The sequence below is a fragment of the Methylobacter luteus IMV-B-3098 genome (assembly GCF_000427625.1).
GTDB lineage: Bacteria > Pseudomonadota > Gammaproteobacteria > Methylococcales > Methylomonadaceae > Methylobacter > Methylobacter luteus.
Map to the genome: position 1 here is coordinate 4,355,959 of NZ_KE386569.1, position 19,189 is coordinate 4,375,147.

The following is a 19,189-nucleotide window of genomic DNA, read 5'->3' on the forward strand; positions in this document are numbered from 1 at the left end:
CTCAAGCAAATTTCTTCTTCAACCGCCAGAAAACCACGGCGGAAGCCAGCACCATCAGGCAAGCGGAACCGATTAGCATCAAGCCCAGAAACAAGGTCTGCCTGAGCGTATAGTCCACTAATTCCTTGCCGGGGACCAGGGTCTGCTCGAAGGCTTGCAGCAATCCCGTCAGTTTCTGCGCAGCGCTATTGATCTGCGAGGCGGCGGCAGTGTAGTCGTTGATGCGGAAGGGCTCGATGTTCGGGTCGGATGATCTGGCTTGGAGCTGGCGCAACACATCTTGAAAAGACTTTAGGGTGGCGTTGGATGCATCGGACATCTGCTTGCCTGCGTCCAGAGCTTTCTCGGCCTGTGCAGCGAGGCTGATGAGGCCTGGCTGATGCGTGTTCAGGGCCTGGACGATCTGCCGGCGCTCGGCGCTGATGAAATCGGGCAAGCGCTCTGTCGTCTGGCTGAGCCGGTCCGCCGATTCGGACAGTTGGGTGGTATTGGCCAGCAGCTTATCCATCTGGGGCATTTCCGCCGTCTGGAAGGCCAGTAATTCGGTTTCCCAGCGGATCAGAGTCGGCATGTGCCGCGCCAGGAGCATGCCGCGTTCCGCAAACAGGCGAGTGTCGGCCAGTTCGCGAGTTGCGGGGTCGAGATCCGCCAATGGATCGATGGCTAACAGGTCGAAGACACTACTGGTGATTCCGGTCTGGGGATCACGGTTCATCTGCGCGATTTCAGACGCGAAGCCCAGCGAGCCGAGATCACGGGGCGTGCGTGCATCCGGATGTTGCTCGTGCCAGGTGCGGATGGCGGCACGCAGTTCCGAGAGCTGTTCTTTTTTCAGCTTATCCGAGGCAATCCGCCAAATTTCCTTCTCTACTTCTTGAGAGGCGCGTAGATAAGGTCTGGCTGATTCGCCGTAGAACTTGGGCATCCAATAGTCCTCGACATTCATCCGGTTCAAGCTGGCGAAGATGATCATATCGAGCAGGTTGGCATAAGCGTTGGCTCCGGTGGCGATGGCTAGTATATCGTTGGTAGTGGTGATGCGCATCAGAAGGGGGCGCCTTCGGGAGAGCTGATCGTCTTCGTGCTGCAACTTGTCGGAGGCAAGATTAAGCGCTTCGATAGCATGGTCAGCAAAGCGCAACAGCTGGGATTGCAGTTCGACGGGATCGGGCGCGCCGTTTTCCTGGTTGAGCGAAAACAGGGAGCGGATGCCTTGCTCCGGCAATTCCAGGGTGCTTTTGAGTAAATTGCAGCCGCTCGCACCCAAGGTCAGGGCGAGTAGCAGAACGGCTTTCGGCATCCATCGATGGGCACCTGGACAGGAAGGTTGAAGCTCGCAGCGCATGAGGTTATCAACTCCTTAAGACATTTCTGAATAAAGGGCTTGAAGTTCAATGGTATGAAAACGAGCATTAGCGCCTATTATCAGGCGCATGTCAATCGATTGTAAAACAGCGCCGACATTGATTGTCTCGGATCGAACCAAATCCACCTGTTAGATCAGATCCTTAAACGGTAAATGTCGTTTTAGGGCATTATTCCGGTCATTCGGAATTTCAGTTCCACTATTACTCAACCCATAATAAAGGCTTTTTCAAAGCCCGGTTACAAAGGCCGGATTCAAAGATGTACACTCTTACCCAACTCCATTCTGATATCGAAGCGTACGTACGAGCTATCCTTGACGACAATCCTGATTGGCTATGCCGCCTGGGCTGCGTGGCTGTTGCCGACGACTCGCCGAAGCCCCCTGTCTCACTGCGGCGGAATGGGATTGGCTGCAGGACGGATTGGCCGCGCTGCCCCTGGTGCGACTTCGGAAAATTGGCCAGGGCATCGCCGCGCTGACTGAGCAGTCATCACGTCCCATCGTTTTAAAGGCATCGTAAAGACCGAGCATGAATAATTCAGATAATTCCAGGATTTATGAATTCAGCAGTTCCTTCTTTCTTTAAGAACCACGAAGCTCGTATCAAGCAACTATGACTCGCTGCAAATGCGCTACAGCCCTGAATGATGTGCTCTGGAAGAGACAGAAAACGCTCACGCCGATCTGATGTATGGAGCCCGGCATTCCCTGTGCCTGAAATTGGAAAGGGTATTGCGGCAGAACTAGAGACGTTGATTCTCAAAAGTATCACAGGCCTGATCCGGGATTTTTAAATATTCAGATGTGGCAAAGTTTATCTCGCAACTTTTTGAGGAAACTTTAATTCAAAGAACGGACAATCTCGTTCAAGCGTATTTATGGCAGGCAAAAAAAAGGCGGTTAAAAAAACCGCCTCAAAAATACATTAGGAAGATATAACGCAACTTTCAGCTATCTGGCTCTAACAGAGCCTTAAAAGTTAGGTTAATAATAGCAACGGATTTGGCAAATAAAAATGTGACATATTGTCGCAGCTGAATTAGTGGTGGATTTTATGCGGTAAGACCGGTAAATTTATTGAAAACTTTGCTACATACGTCACTTTTTAATGTCAATGCTCTCACACGTTTCACCCAAATCAGAAATTTCTGCCCTGCAAAACCTGAAGTGGATCTTCATCCTCAGAAATCTGATGATCGTCAGTGAGGCGGGGCTTGTTTTTCTATCCATATACGGACTTAATATTCCCCTGCCGCAAGAGCAGTTATGGCTGGTGATACTGTCGATAGCCGCTGTCAACCTTTATACCTGGATGCGCCTAAAAACGGAGGACCTGGTTACTGAGCTTGAAATTTTCTCGCAGCTGGCCATCGATGTTTTTGGGATCGCATCCTTGCTGTATCTGACCGGCGGCGCATCCAACCCTATTATCTGGATGTTCTTATTGCCGCTTATTATTACCGCGATCATGCTGCCGCAATCCTATGCCTGGTATATGGTGATTTTAACCACGTCCATGTATACGGTCTTGATTGGTTACAATATTCCCTTGCCTTCAATAGAGCCTCACATGCCCAATCCGGACTTGATGCCTTTGGAGATGGCGCATTACGATACGTTGCAGAAAATGCATGCCATGAGCGACAAGCATTACTTCAATCTGCATATGTTCGGCATGTGGTTTGGTTTCGTATTCAGTGCCGGTTTGGTCGCGTTCTTTGTCGTGGAACTGGCTAAGACATTAAGAAGCCAGGAACGGTATCTGGCTGAAGCGCGCGAAAACGCATTAAGGGACGAGCGCGTCGTCTCATTGGGTACACTGGCTGCCAGCGCGGCCCACGACATGGGTACGCCATTGGGCACGATTGCCATAGTCGCTCACGAGATGGAACAGGAGTACCCGATTCATCGTTTTCCCGATCTGCACGAGAAAGTGCTGATCATGCAGCAACAGATTGACCGCTGCAAAGAGGCGCTGTCGGTCATGTCAGCCTCGGCCGGTGAAATGCGCGCCGAATCGGGCAGAGTCATGTTGCTGACCGAATATATCGATGGTGTGCTCAAGCAATGGCGCGCGCATAAGTCCGGTGCGAAGTTGAACTTTTTTATCGATCCTCATGTTGCCGTGAACGCTAAAATCCTTGCGGAGCGCACGCTGACACATTCGATCATCAATATCCTGAATAATGCGGCAGAGGCTTCTCCGCCCGAACTGGGCATCGAATTCCATGCATCATGGGACTTGGATCATGCCCATATCAGGATTCGTGATTATGGCCCCGGTCTGCCGCCGGAATTGATCGAACTGGCAGGTAAGCAACCCGTTATCAGCAAGACACGCGGCTTGGGTGTCGGGTTGTTTTTGACTTATTCCACTATCAATCGCTTAGGCGGTAAAATCAATTTTTATAATGTAGAAACCGGTGGTGCCTGTGTAGAAATCACACTGCCCCTTTTGAATACAGAGAGGAACGATGACAACCCAGGATATTGATAAGCCGCGCCTGCTGCTCGTGGATGATGATGAGACTTTTTGCAATGTTCTCAAGAGTGCCTTGCAAAAAAGAAATTATGAAGTGTTGGTGGCCAATGATGTCAAAAACGGCATCCTGCTTGCCGAACAAAATCTGCCGGAATACGCGGTCATTGATTTGCGCATCGGCCATGAATCGGGCCTGGAACTGGTCAAAAAACTGATCTCTTTGGACGACAATACCCAGATCGTTATGCTGACCGGTTTCGCCAGCATTGCCACCGCCGTTGAAGCCATCAAACTCGGTGCTATCCATTATTTGACCAAGCCGGCCAACGCCGATGAAATCGTGAGCGCCCTGCATAAAAACGAAGGCGATTCGTCGGTATCGATCAGCGAAACACCTTTGTCGGTAAAGCGTCTGGAGTGGGAGCACCTGCAGAAGGTACTGATGCAGCATGACGGCAATATATCGGCCGCGGCCAGGGCCTTGCACATGCATAGGCGCACATTGCAAAGGAAACTGGAGAAACGGCCGGTGCGGGAATAGTCTGCCGGTTCTTATTTTTTTAGCGCCGCTTTCGCCTCGTTCCAGAAAGCATCCAGTTCGGCCAGTTCGCAGTCTCTCAGATCACGGCCCGACGCCTGAACCTGCTGCTCTATATATTGAAAGCGTTTGGAGAATTTTTTCGTGCTCTCCTTGAGCGCGATTTCGGGATTGACCTTTAAATGCCGCGCCAGATTCACGGCCACCAACAGCAAGTCGCCGATTTCCTCCTGGATATGCGCCTGATCGCCGGACTGCCAGGCGTCCTTGACCTCATTCAGTTCTTCCATGACTTTATCGAAAACCGGCAGCACCTCGGGCCAGTCAAAGCCATGGCTGGCGGCGCGGTTCAGGATTTTCTCGCATTGCACCAGGGCCGGCAGATTGACGGCCACGCCGGATAAAACGCTGTCCTGCTCCACGGCCTTGTTTTTTTGCTGCCTTTCCAGGGCTTTCGCCTGTTCCCAGGCCTGCTTGCGTTCCTCATCGCTGGTAAATACCGCATCCGAAAAAACATGAGGATGTCGGCGCACCAGTTTCTCACAAATCGCTGCCGCGACCTGTTCGAAATCGAACAGACCGCGTTCCTCGGCGATGCGGCAATGGAAGACCACCTGTAACAGCAAATCCCCCAGTTCCGAGCGCAAATCATCCAGATCATTGCGCTCTATCGCATCGGCGACTTCGTAGGCTTCTTCAATCGTATAAGGAATCAAACTGTAAAAGTCCTGTTTGACGTCCCACTCGCACCCGTGCTCCGGGTGGCGCAGGCGGGACATGATGTCCAACAGATTTTGCGTATTTTTCAGCATCAGACGCAATTAAAATGAGGACCCGAAATTTTCGCGATATCTTTCCCTGAACGCGTCCATATCGAAGGCATGATTCTGGGTGCCGTGATGTTCGATTTTAATCGCGCCCATTAACGAAGCGATCCGGCCGGTCATTTCCCAGTCCATCTCGTTCATCAAGCCGTATAGAAGTCCTGCGCGATAGGCATCGCCACAGCCGGTAGGATCGAGCAGGGTCTTAGGTTTGGCGGCAGGGATATTAATGCATTCGCCATCGGTATAAATCTTGGAGCCGTTGCCGCCCAGCGTGACGATCAAAGCTTCGACTCGATCAGCGATTTGCTCCAGTGACAGACCGGTACGCTGCTGCATCAATTCGGACTCATAATCATTCAGCGTGACCCATGTGGCCAGATCCACAAACTTGATCAGCTCTTCGCCATTGAACATCGGCATGCCCTGACCGGGATCGAAAATAAATGGGATGCTCAGTTCGGCGAACTGCTCGGCATGCAATTGCATGCCTTCCTTCCCGTCTGGTGCCACGATGCCGATGCAGACATCCCGGTCCACAGGCACGGAGTTTAAATGCGAGAAGTTCATCGCGCCCGGGTGAAAGGCCGTAATCTGATTATCGTCTTCGTCGGTCGTGATGTAGGCTTGGCCCGTATAATGGCCATCCAGGATCTGGATGAATTCGCTGGACAAGCCGTTCTGGCACATCCATTGCGCATACGGTTCGAAATCATGGCCGACCGTCGCCATCGCCAAAGGCTCTTCGCCCAGCAATTTCAGATTGTAGGCAATGTTGCCGGCACAGCCGCCGTATTCACGGCGTATAGCGGGAACCAGAAACGATACATTCAGAATATGGACTTTTTCCGGCAGAATATGGTTTTTAAACTTGTCACGAAAAACCATGATGGTATCGTAAGCCATTGATCCGCATATCAGTGCGCTCATTGTGTTCCTCTTATATTAAAATTATTAAAGTCCAGGTGACCGCTGCCCAGGCCATGGACAGCATAACCGCGGCAGAACCAATATCCTTGGCTCTGCCGGATAATTCATGACGTTCGAGGCCGACCCGGTCGACGACCGTCTCTACCGCTGAATTCAATAACTCAACCAGCATTACCAGCACGATACTGCCGATCAGCAGCAGTTTTTCGATAGCGGTCTCTCCCAGCCAGATTGCCAGCGGCGTCGCGATGACAAACAGCAGTACTTCCTGCCTGAAGGCCTCTTCGTGTGTCCAGGTCGCCTTGAAGCCGGCAAAAGAAAAGAAACATGCGTTTATGAGCCGTTCAAGGCCTTTTGCATTTTGATTCGCCATTATTTTTCGTTAAGTGATCAAAAGCCGCCAATGATACACAATCTGAAGGGCAATTTCGTTATAAACAGCAGAATAAATCGCCCAAACTCTGTACAATTTAAAAAAATTATACAAAGTCAAAAGCTTGCATTTAATATAAACGCGTTATCCGCAAACTTATCCACAGATTTTGTGCATAACTCACAGGCAGGTTTACTGTTCAATCAGCTGACCATAAGCCTCGGCATCCATTAATTGATCCAGATCGGACAAGTTGTCCGCTTTAACGCAGAAAAGCCAGGCCTGATAGGCATTGTCATTAACCTGTTCAGGCTCATCGGCCAGGGCGGCATTGACGGCGATAATCTCGCCGGCAACTGGGCTGAACAAGTCCGATGCGGTTTTAACCGATTCGACGACCGCGCATTGTTCCTGTGCGGCTACCTTGCGCCCCAGTTCAGGCAGTTCGATATAAACCAGATCGCCCAATTCCTGCTGGGCGAAATCCGTTATGCCGACGCGTACTGTATTGTCGTCTTCCAGCAATGCCCATTCATGGGTTTTGGCATATTTCAGGTTTTCCGGCAAATCACTCATATTCATCTCTCAAAATAGTGTTTACGTAGCTTGTATTGTTGATTTCAAGGATAACGCGCTATTTTTTAAAAACAACAAAAAAATTTATTTAACCGATGGGCTGGCCTTATAATTTCAGTCAATCTCTATAAGGCTCGTCGACTCCATGCTTTTCTCTGCCAGAATTTATGCGTATTTAATAGCCGTTTTTTTTGCTGTCGGCATTTTTCCCGTTTTTGCCGATGATGACGATAATCGAACTCAGCCAGTACAGATTACAACAGGGCAGCCGGCTGTGGTTCTGAGCGATGAAGCGCAGAAATTATCAGGTTTGGAGTCTATAACGCTGACCGCTTCAAATTATCAGCCTGAATTTACCGCATACGGGAAGGCTGTTGCCATCCAGCCGCTGCTCGCCCTGCGCAGTCAGTATCTGGCCGCGCTGGCCGAGCACAAGAACGCGACGGCAAAATTCAAGCTGGCCGAGCAGGGCATCAAGCGTCAGCAGGACCTATATAATAATGACATCGCGTCAAAACGCAGCTTGCAAAATCAGCAGTCGCTATGGCAAACCGACAAAGCTCTATTGGACGCTTCACAACTCCGCCTCAAGGTTATTTATGACGAAGCCTTGATCAGCTGGGGCAAGGAATTGACCGACTGGGTTCTGTCGCCTGACTCGGGCAAGCTGGCACCTTTTTTATCGGGCCGACAAATCCTGCTTTTAATCACCCTGCCAGCCAACAGTCATTTGGCCGACGGCATTAAAGAAATTCATATTGAACCGTCAGGCGTTCGCAGCAAAGCCAGTAAAGCTACGCTCATATCGGCCGCGCCGCAAATCGATGGCGCACTTCAGGGTGAAAGCTACTTCTTCCAGGCCGATAGCGGCCGCATCAGGCCCGGCATGCGCGTCGCGGCATGGATTACGCAGCAGGATGAAGACCGGGTCGGCGTGATGATTCCCAAACCGGCATTGATCTGGCATCTGGATCAGGCGTATGTTTATGTCAAAACCGATAAGGATCGGTTCAGTCGTCGCCCTGTCGCGCATTTCTCAGCCGCAGCCGACGGTTATTTTGTCGGCAGCGGCATCGAGCCCGGCGAGGAACTGGTGACGACGGGCGCTCAAATGCTGTTGTCGGAAGAGTTGCGCGGGCAGATTCCCGATGAGGATGATGATTAGTCCGTCATAGTCATACGGTTCATCCAGCCGCTGGCCGGCTGAAGCGTATCCATCCAGGAAGCCTTACAGTCGACGACTGAAATCGTGTTTAATCGGGAATATTAACAAAATCATGCTGGCCGCTCTCGTCCGTTTTTCCATCCGCTTCTACGGCATCGTCATCGCGCTGGCCGTGCTGATCCTGCTGTATGGCATTTATCGCTTTTCGACGGCGGGACTCGATATTTTTCCGGCTTTTTCGCCCAAACAGGTCATTATCCAAACCGAATCGCCCGGACTTTCTTCCGAACAGGTTGAAGTGCTGGTGACGCAGCAGATCGAAATGGCGATCAGCGGCCTGATCGGCATGGAATCGGTGCGCTCCGAGTCGATTCAGGGCCTGTCGATTGTGACTGCGATATTCAGCGAGGACAGCGATATTTACCGCAACCGGCAGCTGGTCAGCGAGCGGCTGGCCAGTTTATCGGGTCGGCTGCCGCAAGGCATAGGCACGCCTGTGGCAATTCCGCTGTCTTCGTCGTCAGCCACGGTGTTGACTATCGGCTTAAGTTCCGACAGCAAAGACCTGATGGCCTTGCGCAGCCTGGTCGACTGGACGCTCGTGCCGCGCCTTTTGTCCGTGCCCGGGGTTGCCGATGTCAATGTGTTCGGCGGCGAGATCGCGCAGTTGCAGATTCAGGTCGATCCCGTGCAGTTGCATCGCTTTAATCTGGCGCTCGATGACATTATTCGGGCTGCCTCACAAGCGGGTACTATTCAGGGCGGCGGGTTTATCGAAAACGACAGCCAGCGATTTACATTACAGGTGACCGGTCAACCCGTCACGCCCGAACAGTTCGTCAAAATCATCGTTAAACGCGATCAGGGCCGCAACATTACGCTGGGCGAGGTGGCCACGATTGCTTATGCGCCGGAGCCGCCGATTGGCGCCGCGCAAATCATGGGCAAGCCCGGCATCGTCATGATGGTGATCGGTCAATACGGGGCCAACACTCTGTCTGTGTCCAGGCAGGTGGAGCAGGCGCTGAAGGAATTCGGGCCTATTTTCAGCAAGCAGGCCCTCACGTTCCATTCGCACCTGTTCCGGCCTGCTGACTATATCGAAACGTCGCTGGCCAATTTGTCAGGGCATTTGCTGATCGGCGGCTTGTTCGTGGTCATTATTCTGTATCTGTTTCTGTTTAACTTCCGCACGGCCTTTATTTCGGCGCTGGCCATTCCGTTGTCGCTGATCAGTGCCGTCATCGTCCTGCTGGAAGCCGGGGTCAATCTCAATATCATGGTGCTCGGCGGCCTGGCGATCGCCTTGGGCGAAGTCGTCGATGACGCCATTATCGACACCGAGAATATTTTCCGGCGCTTGCGCGAGAACCGCCTGTCAGAGCGACCTCTGCCTGTGGTCGACGTCGTTTACAAGGCATCGCTGGAGGTGCGCAGTTCGGTCGTTTACGCGAGCTTTATCGTCGCACTGGTGTTTGTGCCGTTATTGACATTGAACGGCGTGGCAGGGCGCCTGTTTGCGCCGTTGGGCTATTCCTACATTCTGGCTATCCTAATGTCGCTGCTGGTGGCGCTGACTCTGACGCCGGCCTTGTGCTACGTGCTGCTCGGCAGTCGTGCCGGCGATGACGAGCCGCCTTTGATCCGGCGCATCAAGCCGCGCTACGGGGCCTTGTTAAGTTTCGTGATCGGGCATTTCAAGACAGTCATGACCGGCAGCATGATCGTGTGTCTGGCCGGCTTACTGGCGTTTTTAGGCCTTGACAGCAAGTTCCTGCCCGAGTTGCGCGAGGGCCATTACATTGTCCATACGACCAGCATGCCTGGCACGTCCTTGCAGGAATCGCTAAGGATCGGCACCAGACTGACCGAGCAATTCATGAAGATTGAAGGCGTTGAATCCGTATCGCAATGGGCCGGGCGGGCCGAACGCGGCGCCGACACGTACGGCAGCCATTACAGCGAGTACGAGGTCCGCCTCAAGCCCATGTCTGGATCGGAGCAGCAGCAGATATTGAACAGGCTCAGAGACATTCTGAGTGATTTTCCGGGCATTTTATTCGAAGCCAATACTTTTTTGACGGAGCGGGTCGATGAGACCATTTCCGGTTACACCTCGCCGGTCGTCGTCAATATTTATGGCAACGACCTGGGTGTTCTTGACGACAAGGCCCAGACACTGGCCGAAATCATGCGCAGCATTCCCGGCGCCTCCGACGTGCAGTTGCGCTCGCCGCCCGGCACGCCGCTGCTGCAAATCGATCTGGATCTGGATCAGCTTGGCTTCTGGGGCATATTGCCGTCGCAGGTCATCGATACCCTGCAGACCGCCTACGAGACGCGCCTTGTCGGCAAGCACGCCCAAGGCAATAAAATCTTCAATGTTGCCGTGGCCCTTGCGCCGGCGTTAAGAAAGCAGCCCGAATCGATTGCGCAACTGCCGATCAGAACTCAGGACGGTAGTTTGATCATGCTGTCGCAAGTCGCTGAGATCAGGCACGCGGCCAGTCGCTACAACATCCTGCATCAGGGCGTGCAACGCCGGCAAACCGTTACCTGCAATATCATCGACCGGGACCTGGATGATTTCATGCGGGAGCTTAAAACGCGCGTGCTGGAGGATATTCCGTTCTCGGCCGATGTTTACCCTGAATTCACGGGGGCCGCGATCGAGCAGGCCCAGGCCCGTAACGAGCTGATTCTGCATGCCTTGCTGGCCGGCGCCGGCGTGCTGATTTTTATCTATATTGCCATAGGCAGTTTTCGTCACGTCCTGCTGACGCTGGCTAATCTGCCGTTTGCCCTGATCGGTGGCGTTGCCGCGGTCGTATTGACCGGCGCGACCTTATCGGTCGGCTCGGTGGTCGGCTTCGTGACCCTGTTCGGCATTACCGTGCGCAACAGCATCATGCTATTGTCGCACTACCGCTATCTGGTCGAAGTCGAGGGAAAAAGCTGGAACCTGGAAACCGCCACTCAGGGCGCCCAGGAGCGCTTGCCGTCCATCCTGATGACGGCGCTGGTGACCGGGCTGGCCATGTTCCCGATCGCCTTCAACAGCGACAATCCGGGGCGCGAAATCATGGGGCCGATGGCAGCAATTATTATCGGCGGGCTGGCGTCTTCAACATTGCTGAACTTATTATTATTGCCGGGCGTATTGTTACATTATGGAAAATTTAAAACATAGATTAAAAAATATAGAGCAGGGGTCGGAAGCCATTATTCTGCTGCACGGTTTGGCCAGGACCAGTTTCAGCATGAATAAGGCCGGTAAATTGCTTGCGGCATACGGCTATAAAATCATCAATGTGAATTATCCGTCTCGCGAAAGGGAAATTGAGTCGTTAGCGTTGGAGTATATAGCCCAGGCGCTGAAAGGATGTGATTCAAGCCGGATTAAAAAAATTCATTTCCTGACCCACTCCATGGGCGGGATTCTGGTTCGCTATTACTTATCGGCAAAAAACATCGACAAACTGGGGCAGGTAGTTATGCTGGCTCCGCCCAGCCAAGGCAGTGAAATTGTGGACAGACTGGCAGGCTGGCCGTTGTTTTATCGTATAAACGGTCCTGCCGGATTACAGTTGGGTACGGATAAAGACAGTCTGCCTAGCGCATTAGGGCCTGTGAATTTTCCTGTAGGGATTATTGCCGGCGATAGAAGCGTCAATCCCTTACTTTCTCTGATCATTTCCGGCATTAACGATGGCAAGGTGTCGGTAAACCGGGCGAAGGTGGATGGCATGAGAGACTTTATTGTCGTGCCTTATTCACATCCTTTTATTATGCGGCGAGAGCATGCCATAGAGCAGGCGCTGCATTTTATTCAACAAGGACGCTTTGCCAATGGGTTGCATCGTTGAGTTTGTTGAATTTGAGCAGATTGATAGTGGAGGGGCGGCTAACCTTCGTTAGTCGTCTTGTCTATTGGCTATCAAACAGAAAAACTCTCGCCGCAGCCGCAGGTGCCTTTGACATTGGGATTGTTGAACTGAAACGCCGCATTGATGCCTTCGCGGCGATAATCGACCTCGATGCCGTCAACCACAGGCAGATCGGTCTCCTGAACGATGATTTTAACGCCGAAGTTTTCAAAGACGACGTCGCTTTCAGTGAGTGCATCGGCATAATCTAGGGCATAAGCGTAACCGGAGCAGCCGGATTTTTTGATGCCGAGTTTTAAGCCGATGCCTTTGCCGCGTTTTTCAAGTTGTTTTTGAATCTGACGCGCTGCGCTTTCTGTTAGTGAAACAGACATAATAACCTCTGGGTACTTTTTTCCTTTACAACAAGGATTTCAATAATTCAATGAATTTGCTGATGTCAGCGGCCGCATTGGCTTGCCCTAGGCTGACGCGAATGGCGCTTTTGGCCAGATCGGGCTCGATGCCCATGGCCGTCAGCACGGCACTGGGTTCTCTTGCGCCGCTGGCGCAGGCCGAGCCGCTGGAGACGGAGACATTTTTCTGGTCCAGCTTCATGAGCAGCATTTCGCCGTCGAGCCCGTCAATGCCAAACTGGACGGTATTGGGCAGCCGCTGAGCCTTCCGGGCAAAAATCGTTAAACCGGGAATGGCCATTAAGCCATCTTCGAGTTGTTCTCTTAAAGCGAGCAGGCGTTGGCCGCGTTCGGCAAGTTCTGCTTTCGCAAGTTCCGCTGCTTTGCCAAACCCGATGATGGCCGCTACATTTTCGGTTCCTGCTCTCAGTTCCTGCTCCTGGCCGCCGCCCAGCAATAGCGGATTGATTTCGACGCCTTTTTCGAATACGAGGGCGCCACAGCCTTTCGGTCCGTAGATTTTATGGCTGGACAGAGACATTAAATGCACGCCCAGTCGGTTGAAGTCCACCGGTATTTTTCCCAGGGCTTGCACCGCATCCGTATGAACAAGGATCTGGTGCTCTCTTAATTGCTGCGCGTACTTGGCTACATCCTGGATAACGCCGGTTTCGTTGTTTGCCAGCATGAAAGACGCCAGGCCGGGCTTGCGCCTGACGATATGATCGATGGCTTCTTGCGTGATCAGTCCGTCGGCATCCACGTCAATGATGGCAAGCTCTCGTCCCTGGGTTTCCAAGCGCCGGGCCGGCTCAGCAATGGAAGGGTGTTCAATGGCTGAAACGGCAAGTCCGGCATCGGATCTGCCTGTCGCGAGGGCCATATTGTTGGCTTCGGTGCCGCCGCTGGTAAAAATGACTTGCCCAGGCTGTACGTCGACCAGTGACGCAATCTGCTCGCGGGCCGTCTCTATAGCGCTTCGAACGACACGGCCCAGGCGGTACAGGCTGGAAGGATTGCCGTAGAAGGTGGTCAGGAAAGGCAGCATGGCGTCCAACACCCGCTCGTCTATCGGCGTTGTCGCGTTATGATCAAGGTAGATCATTTAATTTAAGCGCTAACTCCGTTTTGGCGATGGACTACAATGACGTGCTGAGCGTCTTGTTCCTGCCTTCTGGCAACCTCCTGAACCTGATGCCTTTCCAGGAGCGCGCCCAGGCTGATGTCTGTCAGATAATGGCGGATTTGCTCGCTCAGGCCCATCCACAGGTCATGAGTTAAACAGGCCTGGTTATTCTGGCAGTTGCCTTCGCCGCCGCATTTGGTTGAATCAAGCGGCTCGTCCACAGCGGCAATGATATCGGCGATATTGATTTCATTGGCTTTGCGGCTAAGCTTATAGCCGCCGCCCGGTCCGCGTACGCCTTTTACCATGCCGGCACGGCGTAAACGCGCGAATAACTGTTCCAGATAAGACAGGGAAATAGTTTGACGAGTTGCTATTTCGGTTAAGGTGACCGGCTTTTTTTGACTGTGAAAAGCCAAGTCCAGCATAGCAGTCACGGCGTAGCGACCCTTAGTGGTTAAGCGCATAAAACTATCCTTCAAAAATACAATAGGTTCTCATTACTATACTTAACCTAGCAAAATAGTCAACTTTTAAAAGGTTGTTTTTTTACAGATAAATCATGACTATTATTGAAGTATTAAACTATTGTAATCAGATAGTTAAGGATTAATTAAGCAGGAGTTGCCGGCTTGATGGTAAAGCCCGGCAGTTTGTTTGAATTGAACAGGCAGGGGAAGGGAATGCGCTTGTGTCCCTGGATTGATGACATGTCCAGGGACACAAATAACTGATTAAATTTCTTCTTTCCTGTCTTTCACGTAGCTGTCCTCGATTTCACAGCCCTCCAGATCGGGCACCGGGGGCTGCGAGTAGGCGATGCCGGCATCATTCAGCGCTTTTTTCATGCCTTCTATCTGCTCGTCCAGCACATGGATATGATCAAGCATGCGGTTAATCGCGTTAGCGATAGGGTCCGGCATATCGGCCGTCGCGCCATAGGCATCAAACCCCATCTTGGTGGCGATTGCATCGCGCCCCAGCGTTGATTTTCTGGTTTTGGAATCGACAATATGGCCCGGAATGCCGACTACCGTTGCGCCGGCCGGTACGGATTTCAGTACGACTGAATTCGAGCCGACGCGAGCGCCTTGCCCTATCTCGATAGGTCCTAAAACCTTCGCACCGGCGCCTATGACCACACCATTGTGCAGCGTCGGATGGCGCTTGCCTTTCTGCCAGGTCGTGCCGCCCAGTGTTACGCCGTGATACAGCGTGCAGTCATCGCCGATCACGGCGGTCTCGCCGATCACGACGCCCATGCCGTGATCGATAAAGAAGCGGCGGCCTATCTGGGCGCCGGGATGAATTTCGATGCCTGTCAGCCAGCGGCCGATGTGGGCGATAAAGCGCGCCAGCCATTTGAGGCCGGCGTTCCAGCAATAATGACTGATGCGGTGAATCAAGATGGCGTGAATGCCGGGATAGGCGGTAATGATCTCGAAAACGGATTGTGCCGCCGGATCACGCTCGAAAACGCACAGAATGTCTTCTCTCAATCTGTTAAGCATATCACTGATTCCTTTTATGGCCCTGGGACATTCTCAAGATGCCTCTGAGGATGTCCACTTCTTTTGTATCGAGTTGCGCGCGATTAAAAAGTCTGCGCAGACGCCGCATAATCGACTTTGACTTGTCAGGATGCATGAAACCGATATCGGTCAAGGCCTCGTATAGATGGTCATAGAACATCTCCATCTGCGCCGTCGTGGCTGAAGGGTCTTCGCCCTTGTCGCCGATCATTAGTTCGTGCGGCTGGCCGGAGGCGACGAATAATTCATAGCAGATCACTTGCACGGCCGCGGCAAGGTTCAGCGAGCTGTATTCGCTATTGCAGGGAATACGGAGCAGATAGCGGCACAGGTCCAGTTCATGGTTTTTCAGCCCGGAATTTTCGCGGCCAAAAATAATGGCGGCTTTAGCCGTTTGCGCGTCGACGGCGAGTTTCTCGGCGCATTCCCGAGGCGTCATTTCCGGCCAGCTGATCGTCCGGCAACGGGCGCTGGCGCCGATGACCAGCTGGCAATCGGCAATGGCTTCCTCCAAGGTCTGGCAGACGGTTGCGCGCGCGAGCACGTCATCGGCGCCGGATGCCCGCGAGGTTGCGTCGGCGCTCGGAAAAATTTTAGGCGCAACCAGCCACAGATTATTCATTTTCATATTCTTCATGGCACGGGCAACGGCGCCAATATTGCCCGGGTGCGAAGTTTCGACCAGAACGATTTTGATATTAGACAGCAATGATTGTCTCTTCGTGGAAAAAAGAGCCAAGTTTACCAAAAGATTTGGTATGCTATGGAGGTTTTCTACTTGCTCATTATAAATTCAGCCTATGCAACCAATGCTTAATATTGCCGTCCGCGCTGCAAGAAGCGCCGGCGACCTTATCATACGTTCATCCGACAATGTCGGCCGTTTGCGCATCAATCAAAAAAGCAGAAATGATTTTGCCAGCGAAGTCGATCAGATGGCCGAACGGGAAATCATCAATATCATCAAAACCGCTTATCCCGAGCATGCTATCCTGGCTGAAGAAAGCGGCGCGCACAAAGGCAATGATTATGTCTGGGTGATCGATCCGCTGGACGGCACGACTAATTTTCTGCACGGCTTCCCTCAATATGCCGTTTCCATTGCCTTGATGCATAAAAACAAAATCGAAGTCGGCGTGGTTTATGATCCGTTGCGCGATGAGCTGTTTACCGCCAAGCGCGGCGGCGGCGCGATGCTGAATAACCGCCGCATCAGGGTCACAACGCAGACCGGCTTGGTGGGTGCGCTGATCGGTACAGGCTTTCCTTTTAAAAATCTGCAGCATCTTGATGCTTATCTGGGCATGTTCCGCGCCATGTCGGATTCGGCCGGTATTCGCCGAGCCGGTGCCGCGGCGCTGGATCTGGCTTATGTGGCCGCCGGACGGCTGGATGGTTTTTGGGAAATTGGCCTGCACGAGTGGGACATGGCGGCGGGCATCCTGCTGATCAAAGAAGCCGGCGGCGTCGTCACCGATTTTTCCTTTAATGACAAATTCATGGAATCGGGCAATGTGATTGCGGCCAATCCCAGAATGCACCAAACCATGTATCAGGCGATCGAGTCGCATGTGACGCCGGCTTTGAAATAAGCGACAGTCAATTAAATTGATAAACCACGAAGGACACAAAGAAAATCAAAATAAAACTTCGTGTCCTTCGCGGTTGCGTCATAGAGAGTCCGGTTGTCATACGCCAACCGGAGAAGGGCTAGTAGGTCAACGTCAGCCCGACGTTGAACGACCGCCCCATGCCGGGCACGGCGGTTCCGGCTATATACTGCCCTGAGACAGGGTGTCTTTCGCCTATGTAAGTACCGCCTAACGGCAGGGCGTAGTTCTTATCCAGCACATTGTCTATGCCGGCATCGACGCGCATATGCTTCCAGCTGTAGCTGCTGCGCAGATTCAGCAACGCAAAACCTGCGGTTTTAGGTTCCAGACGCACGTCCTGCACGTCGTCTTTGGCATCGACGATCTGGGTTTCGATCGTGTTGGACCAGCCACCCAGCTGGTGCTCCAGAGCGATCAGCGCATTGAACGGCATCTGCTGATACAGATTGCCGCCCGTATCGTTGTTTTGTCCCCGGACATAACTCATGACCGTTCTGCCGGTCAGCCTGCCGTATCGGCTGGTTTCCAGCAACAATTTCTTGCCGGACACATCGACGCCGAACAGATGCGCTTCAAAGTTGTTCAGTTGCAGCAGATTAAAGCCCCCGTGCGACGGGCTGGCGCAGGTCAGGCCGTTGGCCGGCTGACACAGTTCGGCATCGATATAATTGTCGACATTGGTGTAAAAAGGCGTGACCTTGACTTGCCAGTCTTCCTGATTCACGTCATGCCAGTCGGCGGTCGCGCTGATCGTATGAGCGACTTCGGGCTGCAGGTTGATATTGCCCACATAGCCGTTACCGTCGCCGACCCAATTGTTCATGAACATGTTCATCGGCATGACCATCATGCCCATTCGGGTGCCGCGCGACCAGGCGTAGCGCTCGTACAGGCTTGGCGAGCGCGTTTTTCTAGCGACACCCAGTTCGTAAGTCTGCATGTCATTGAAGGTATAGCGCGCCAGGGCCGTCCAGTCGATATTGACATCGGTGCGTTTGTGCTTGGTATTGTTGAAGGCGATGGCGTCCGGAGTGAGCTTGCCATAGTCCACGACCTCGCCGGTATCCATTTCCACGCCGCCCACGCGGATGCCGAGCAGGGTCAGCCATTGCTGGTTCCAGCGGCCTTCCCATTCGGTGAACACATCCAGCCTGTCGCGCTTGCCTTCAAAGATGTTCCAGAACGGTCCCGGCCCCTGCATCATTTTCATCGGATTGGTGCCGATCGGGTCCCACCAGTCATTCAATCGATAGCGCTGATATTCGCTGCCGACGGTCAGCAAATGCCTGTCGGTCACATCGATGTTGGCTTTGACCATCAAGCCCTGATTGATGCCGTGCGTATCCATGGGCATGGTCCGGCCCGTTTCGCCGCCCTTGTCCTTCAGGAAGTTCATCTTGTGCCGGGCGTCCTCGTGATAAGCGCGTGTTTCCAGGTTGCCCCAGTCGAACTGGCTTTGGGTGGAGACGTTGGCAAACCAACTGTCATCGCCAGTCATGTCCATGCGCACGTTGGGGAAGCCCTGGTAAGGGATATTTTGCTGACCTACCTTAATAACGGCGAGGTGCTTGTCGTTGCGCAAGGCCAATGACAGCGACTGGTTTTCGGACCGGTAAGCTGATGATCCGACGACGTCCTTGCCGTTGATGCGGTTGACAGTCGTGAAATCGCCGCCGGCTTTGTAGTTACGCGACTGTACCGAAGAACCCGTGTAAGTCAGCGATGCGTTCTCGTTCGCTATCGAGGCGGAAATGTTGCCGCCGTAAGCGTCGCCGTTGCTGCGGTAAAAGCCTGAAAGCTGGCCTCTGATTAACGGCATCTCGCCGTCCTCGGCAAACTCGGGATCGGCCGAATTGACGCGAATCGTGCCGCCGATACTGTCGCCGCCCAGGCTCACCGGCGTAATGCCGGCCAGTATCTGGGCGCTAAGAACGCTGGAGGGTGCGACATAGGACAGCGCCGGATTCATGTGATTGGCGCAAGCCGAAATCAAATTCATGCCGTCTACCTGTACGCGCAGGCGGTCATCGGCCATGCCATGCAGAATGGGGCGACTGGAAATACCGCCGCCGCCCGAAAGGCTCATGCCGGGCACATCGCTGAACATTTTGGCCGTGTCGCTGATAGCCGTTCTGGACAGCGCTATCCTGGAATGGTCGAGATAAGAGCCGAATGGCACATCGATATTGGAGGATTGGCCTTTGATGATCATCGTGTCCAGAATCGTGGCATCGTCGGCGCTTTGCGCATGGTCTTCCTTCTGGCTGGCGTTGATGTCGGATCTATCTGTGGTTACAGGTTCGGCAGCAATCCCGCTTCCTAAATAACTGGCTCCCAATAAGAGTAAGTACTTCTTCATTATTTTACTTATTTATTAGT

General features: G+C 52.9%; 17 protein-coding genes. 6 read left to right on the top strand and 11 right to left on the bottom strand.

Annotated elements, in window-relative coordinates:
• Position 1 precedes the first annotated feature (1 nt).
• Complete coding sequence (locus METLU_RS0122585; RefSeq protein ID WP_231383680.1) at positions 2-1,300, bottom strand: hypothetical protein; 1,299 nt, start codon at positions 1,298-1,300, stop codon at positions 2-4.
• Positions 1,301-2,483: 1,183 nt separating this feature from the next.
• Here METLU_RS0122585 and METLU_RS0122595 point away from each other — a divergent pair.
• Both METLU_RS0122595 and METLU_RS0122600 read left to right on the top strand, forming a co-directional pair.
• Positions 2,484-3,863: an ATP-binding protein gene (locus tag METLU_RS0122595; protein ID WP_027160181.1), complete on the top strand. Its 1,380-nt coding sequence runs from the start codon at positions 2,484-2,486 to the stop codon at positions 3,861-3,863.
• On the top strand, positions 3,844-4,392 hold the full coding sequence (locus METLU_RS0122600; RefSeq protein WP_027160182.1) for a response regulator transcription factor: 549 nt from the start codon (positions 3,844-3,846) through the stop codon (positions 4,390-4,392). The genes METLU_RS0122595 and METLU_RS0122600 overlap by 20 nt, the downstream gene beginning before the upstream one ends.
• Positions 4,393-4,403: 11 nt before the next feature.
• On the opposite strand, the gene mazG is transcribed toward METLU_RS0122600, so the two are convergent.
• From mazG to gcvH, 4 genes are all read right to left on the bottom strand, one after another.
• Entirely contained in the window at positions 4,404-5,201 is a 798-nt protein-coding gene (gene mazG / locus METLU_RS0122605; RefSeq protein ID WP_027160183.1) for a nucleoside triphosphate pyrophosphohydrolase, read from the bottom strand.
• Between the two features lie 9 nt (positions 5,202-5,210).
• On the bottom strand, positions 5,211-6,143 hold the full coding sequence (locus METLU_RS0122610; protein ID WP_027160184.1) for a carbohydrate kinase family protein: 933 nt from the start codon (positions 6,141-6,143) through the stop codon (positions 5,211-5,213).
• A 10-nt stretch (positions 6,144-6,153) separates the two neighbouring features.
• Positions 6,154-6,516, bottom strand: a complete 363-nt coding sequence (locus tag METLU_RS0122615; protein ID WP_027160185.1) for a diacylglycerol kinase — start codon at positions 6,514-6,516, stop codon at positions 6,154-6,156.
• A 192-nt stretch (positions 6,517-6,708) separates the two neighbouring features.
• Positions 6,709-7,092: a glycine cleavage system protein GcvH gene (gene gcvH, locus METLU_RS0122620; protein WP_027160186.1), complete on the bottom strand. Its 384-nt coding sequence runs from the start codon at positions 7,090-7,092 to the stop codon at positions 6,709-6,711.
• Between the two features lie 145 nt (positions 7,093-7,237).
• Between gcvH and METLU_RS0122625 the strand changes: the two genes are divergently transcribed.
• The 3 genes from METLU_RS0122625 (at position 7,238) to METLU_RS0122635 (ending at position 12,123) form a co-directional block, all read left to right on the top strand.
• Positions 7,238-8,257 (top strand): efflux RND transporter periplasmic adaptor subunit, encoded by a 1,020-nt coding sequence (locus METLU_RS0122625; RefSeq protein ID WP_231383681.1) that lies wholly within the window; start codon positions 7,238-7,240, stop codon positions 8,255-8,257.
• 112 nt (positions 8,258-8,369) lie between these two features.
• Complete coding sequence (locus tag METLU_RS0122630) at positions 8,370-11,447, top strand: efflux RND transporter permease subunit (protein WP_027160188.1); 3,078 nt, start codon at positions 8,370-8,372, stop codon at positions 11,445-11,447.
• Positions 11,428-12,123 (top strand): esterase/lipase family protein, encoded by a 696-nt coding sequence (locus METLU_RS0122635; RefSeq protein ID WP_027160189.1) that lies wholly within the window; start codon positions 11,428-11,430, stop codon positions 12,121-12,123. Before METLU_RS0122630 ends, METLU_RS0122635 begins: the two co-directional genes overlap by 20 nt.
• A gap of 71 nt (positions 12,124-12,194) precedes the next feature.
• On the opposite strand, the gene METLU_RS0122640 is transcribed toward METLU_RS0122635, so the two are convergent.
• The 5 genes from METLU_RS0122640 to METLU_RS0122665 all read right to left on the bottom strand — a co-directional run bounded on the left by METLU_RS0122640 (position 12,195) and on the right by METLU_RS0122665 (position 15,906).
• Entirely contained in the window at positions 12,195-12,518 is a 324-nt protein-coding gene (locus tag METLU_RS0122640) for a HesB/IscA family protein (RefSeq protein ID WP_027160190.1), read from the bottom strand.
• A gap of 25 nt (positions 12,519-12,543) precedes the next feature.
• The gene (locus tag METLU_RS0122645) at positions 12,544-13,644 is read right to left on the bottom strand and encodes a cysteine desulfurase family protein (RefSeq protein WP_027160191.1); all 1,101 of its coding nucleotides are present in this window, start codon (positions 13,642-13,644) and stop codon (positions 12,544-12,546) included.
• A 5-nt stretch (positions 13,645-13,649) separates the two neighbouring features.
• Positions 13,650-14,132, bottom strand: coding sequence for a Fe-S cluster assembly transcriptional regulator IscR (gene iscR, locus METLU_RS0122650; RefSeq protein WP_027160192.1), 483 nt, complete (start codon positions 14,130-14,132; stop codon positions 13,650-13,652).
• Positions 14,133-14,399: 267 nt separating this feature from the next.
• Positions 14,400-15,176, bottom strand: coding sequence for a serine O-acetyltransferase (gene cysE / locus METLU_RS0122660; RefSeq protein WP_027160193.1), 777 nt, complete (start codon positions 15,174-15,176; stop codon positions 14,400-14,402).
• Position 15,177: 1 nt separating this feature from the next.
• Positions 15,178-15,906 carry an RNA methyltransferase gene (locus METLU_RS0122665; protein ID WP_027160194.1) on the bottom strand — a complete coding sequence of 243 codons (729 nt, stop codon included), beginning with the start codon at positions 15,904-15,906 and terminating at the stop codon, positions 15,178-15,180.
• A 91-nt stretch (positions 15,907-15,997) separates the two neighbouring features.
• Between METLU_RS0122665 and METLU_RS0122670 the strand changes: the two genes are divergently transcribed.
• Entirely contained in the window at positions 15,998-16,789 is a 792-nt protein-coding gene (locus METLU_RS0122670; protein WP_027160195.1) for an inositol monophosphatase family protein, read from the top strand.
• Positions 16,790-16,907: 118 nt separating this feature from the next.
• On the opposite strand, the gene METLU_RS0122675 is transcribed toward METLU_RS0122670, so the two are convergent.
• Positions 16,908-19,169, bottom strand: coding sequence for a TonB-dependent receptor plug domain-containing protein (locus METLU_RS0122675; protein ID WP_027160196.1), 2,262 nt, complete (start codon positions 19,167-19,169; stop codon positions 16,908-16,910).
• Positions 19,170-19,189: the final 20 nt, after the last annotated feature.

Excerpts from the sequence above, each read along its gene's own strand:
- gcvH (WP_027160186.1), bottom strand. The coding sequence starts at position 7,092 with ATGAGTGATTTGCCGGAAAACCTGAAATATGCCAAAACCCATGAATGG.
- METLU_RS0122640 (WP_027160190.1), bottom strand. The coding sequence starts at position 12,518 with ATGTCTGTTTCACTAACAGAAAGCGCAGCGCGTCAGATTCAAAAACAA.
- METLU_RS0122670 (WP_027160195.1), top strand. The coding sequence starts at position 15,998 with ATGCAACCAATGCTTAATATTGCCGTCCGCGCTGCAAGAAGCGCCGGC.
- METLU_RS0122585 (WP_231383680.1), bottom strand. The coding sequence starts at position 1,300 with ATGCCGAAAGCCGTTCTGCTACTCGCCCTGACCTTGGGTGCGAGCGGC.
- METLU_RS0122635 (WP_027160189.1), top strand. The coding sequence starts at position 11,428 with ATGGAAAATTTAAAACATAGATTAAAAAATATAGAGCAGGGGTCGGAA.
- iscR (WP_027160192.1), bottom strand. The coding sequence starts at position 14,132 with ATGCGCTTAACCACTAAGGGTCGCTACGCCGTGACTGCTATGCTGGAC.
- METLU_RS0122600 (WP_027160182.1), top strand. The coding sequence starts at position 3,844 with ATGACAACCCAGGATATTGATAAGCCGCGCCTGCTGCTCGTGGATGAT.
- METLU_RS0122630 (WP_027160188.1), top strand. The coding sequence starts at position 8,370 with ATGCTGGCCGCTCTCGTCCGTTTTTCCATCCGCTTCTACGGCATCGTC.
- METLU_RS0122615 (WP_027160185.1), bottom strand. The coding sequence starts at position 6,516 with ATGGCGAATCAAAATGCAAAAGGCCTTGAACGGCTCATAAACGCATGT.
- METLU_RS0122595 (WP_027160181.1), top strand. The coding sequence starts at position 2,484 with ATGCTCTCACACGTTTCACCCAAATCAGAAATTTCTGCCCTGCAAAAC.
- METLU_RS0122610 (WP_027160184.1), bottom strand. The coding sequence starts at position 6,143 with ATGAGCGCACTGATATGCGGATCAATGGCTTACGATACCATCATGGTT.
- METLU_RS0122645 (WP_027160191.1), bottom strand. The coding sequence starts at position 13,644 with ATGATCTACCTTGATCATAACGCGACAACGCCGATAGACGAGCGGGTG.
- METLU_RS0122675 (WP_027160196.1), bottom strand. The coding sequence starts at position 19,169 with ATGAAGAAGTACTTACTCTTATTGGGAGCCAGTTATTTAGGAAGCGGG.
- mazG (WP_027160183.1), bottom strand. The coding sequence starts at position 5,201 with ATGCTGAAAAATACGCAAAATCTGTTGGACATCATGTCCCGCCTGCGC.
- cysE (WP_027160193.1), bottom strand. The coding sequence starts at position 15,176 with ATGCTTAACAGATTGAGAGAAGACATTCTGTGCGTTTTCGAGCGTGAT.
- METLU_RS0122625 (WP_231383681.1), top strand. The coding sequence starts at position 7,238 with ATGCTTTTCTCTGCCAGAATTTATGCGTATTTAATAGCCGTTTTTTTT.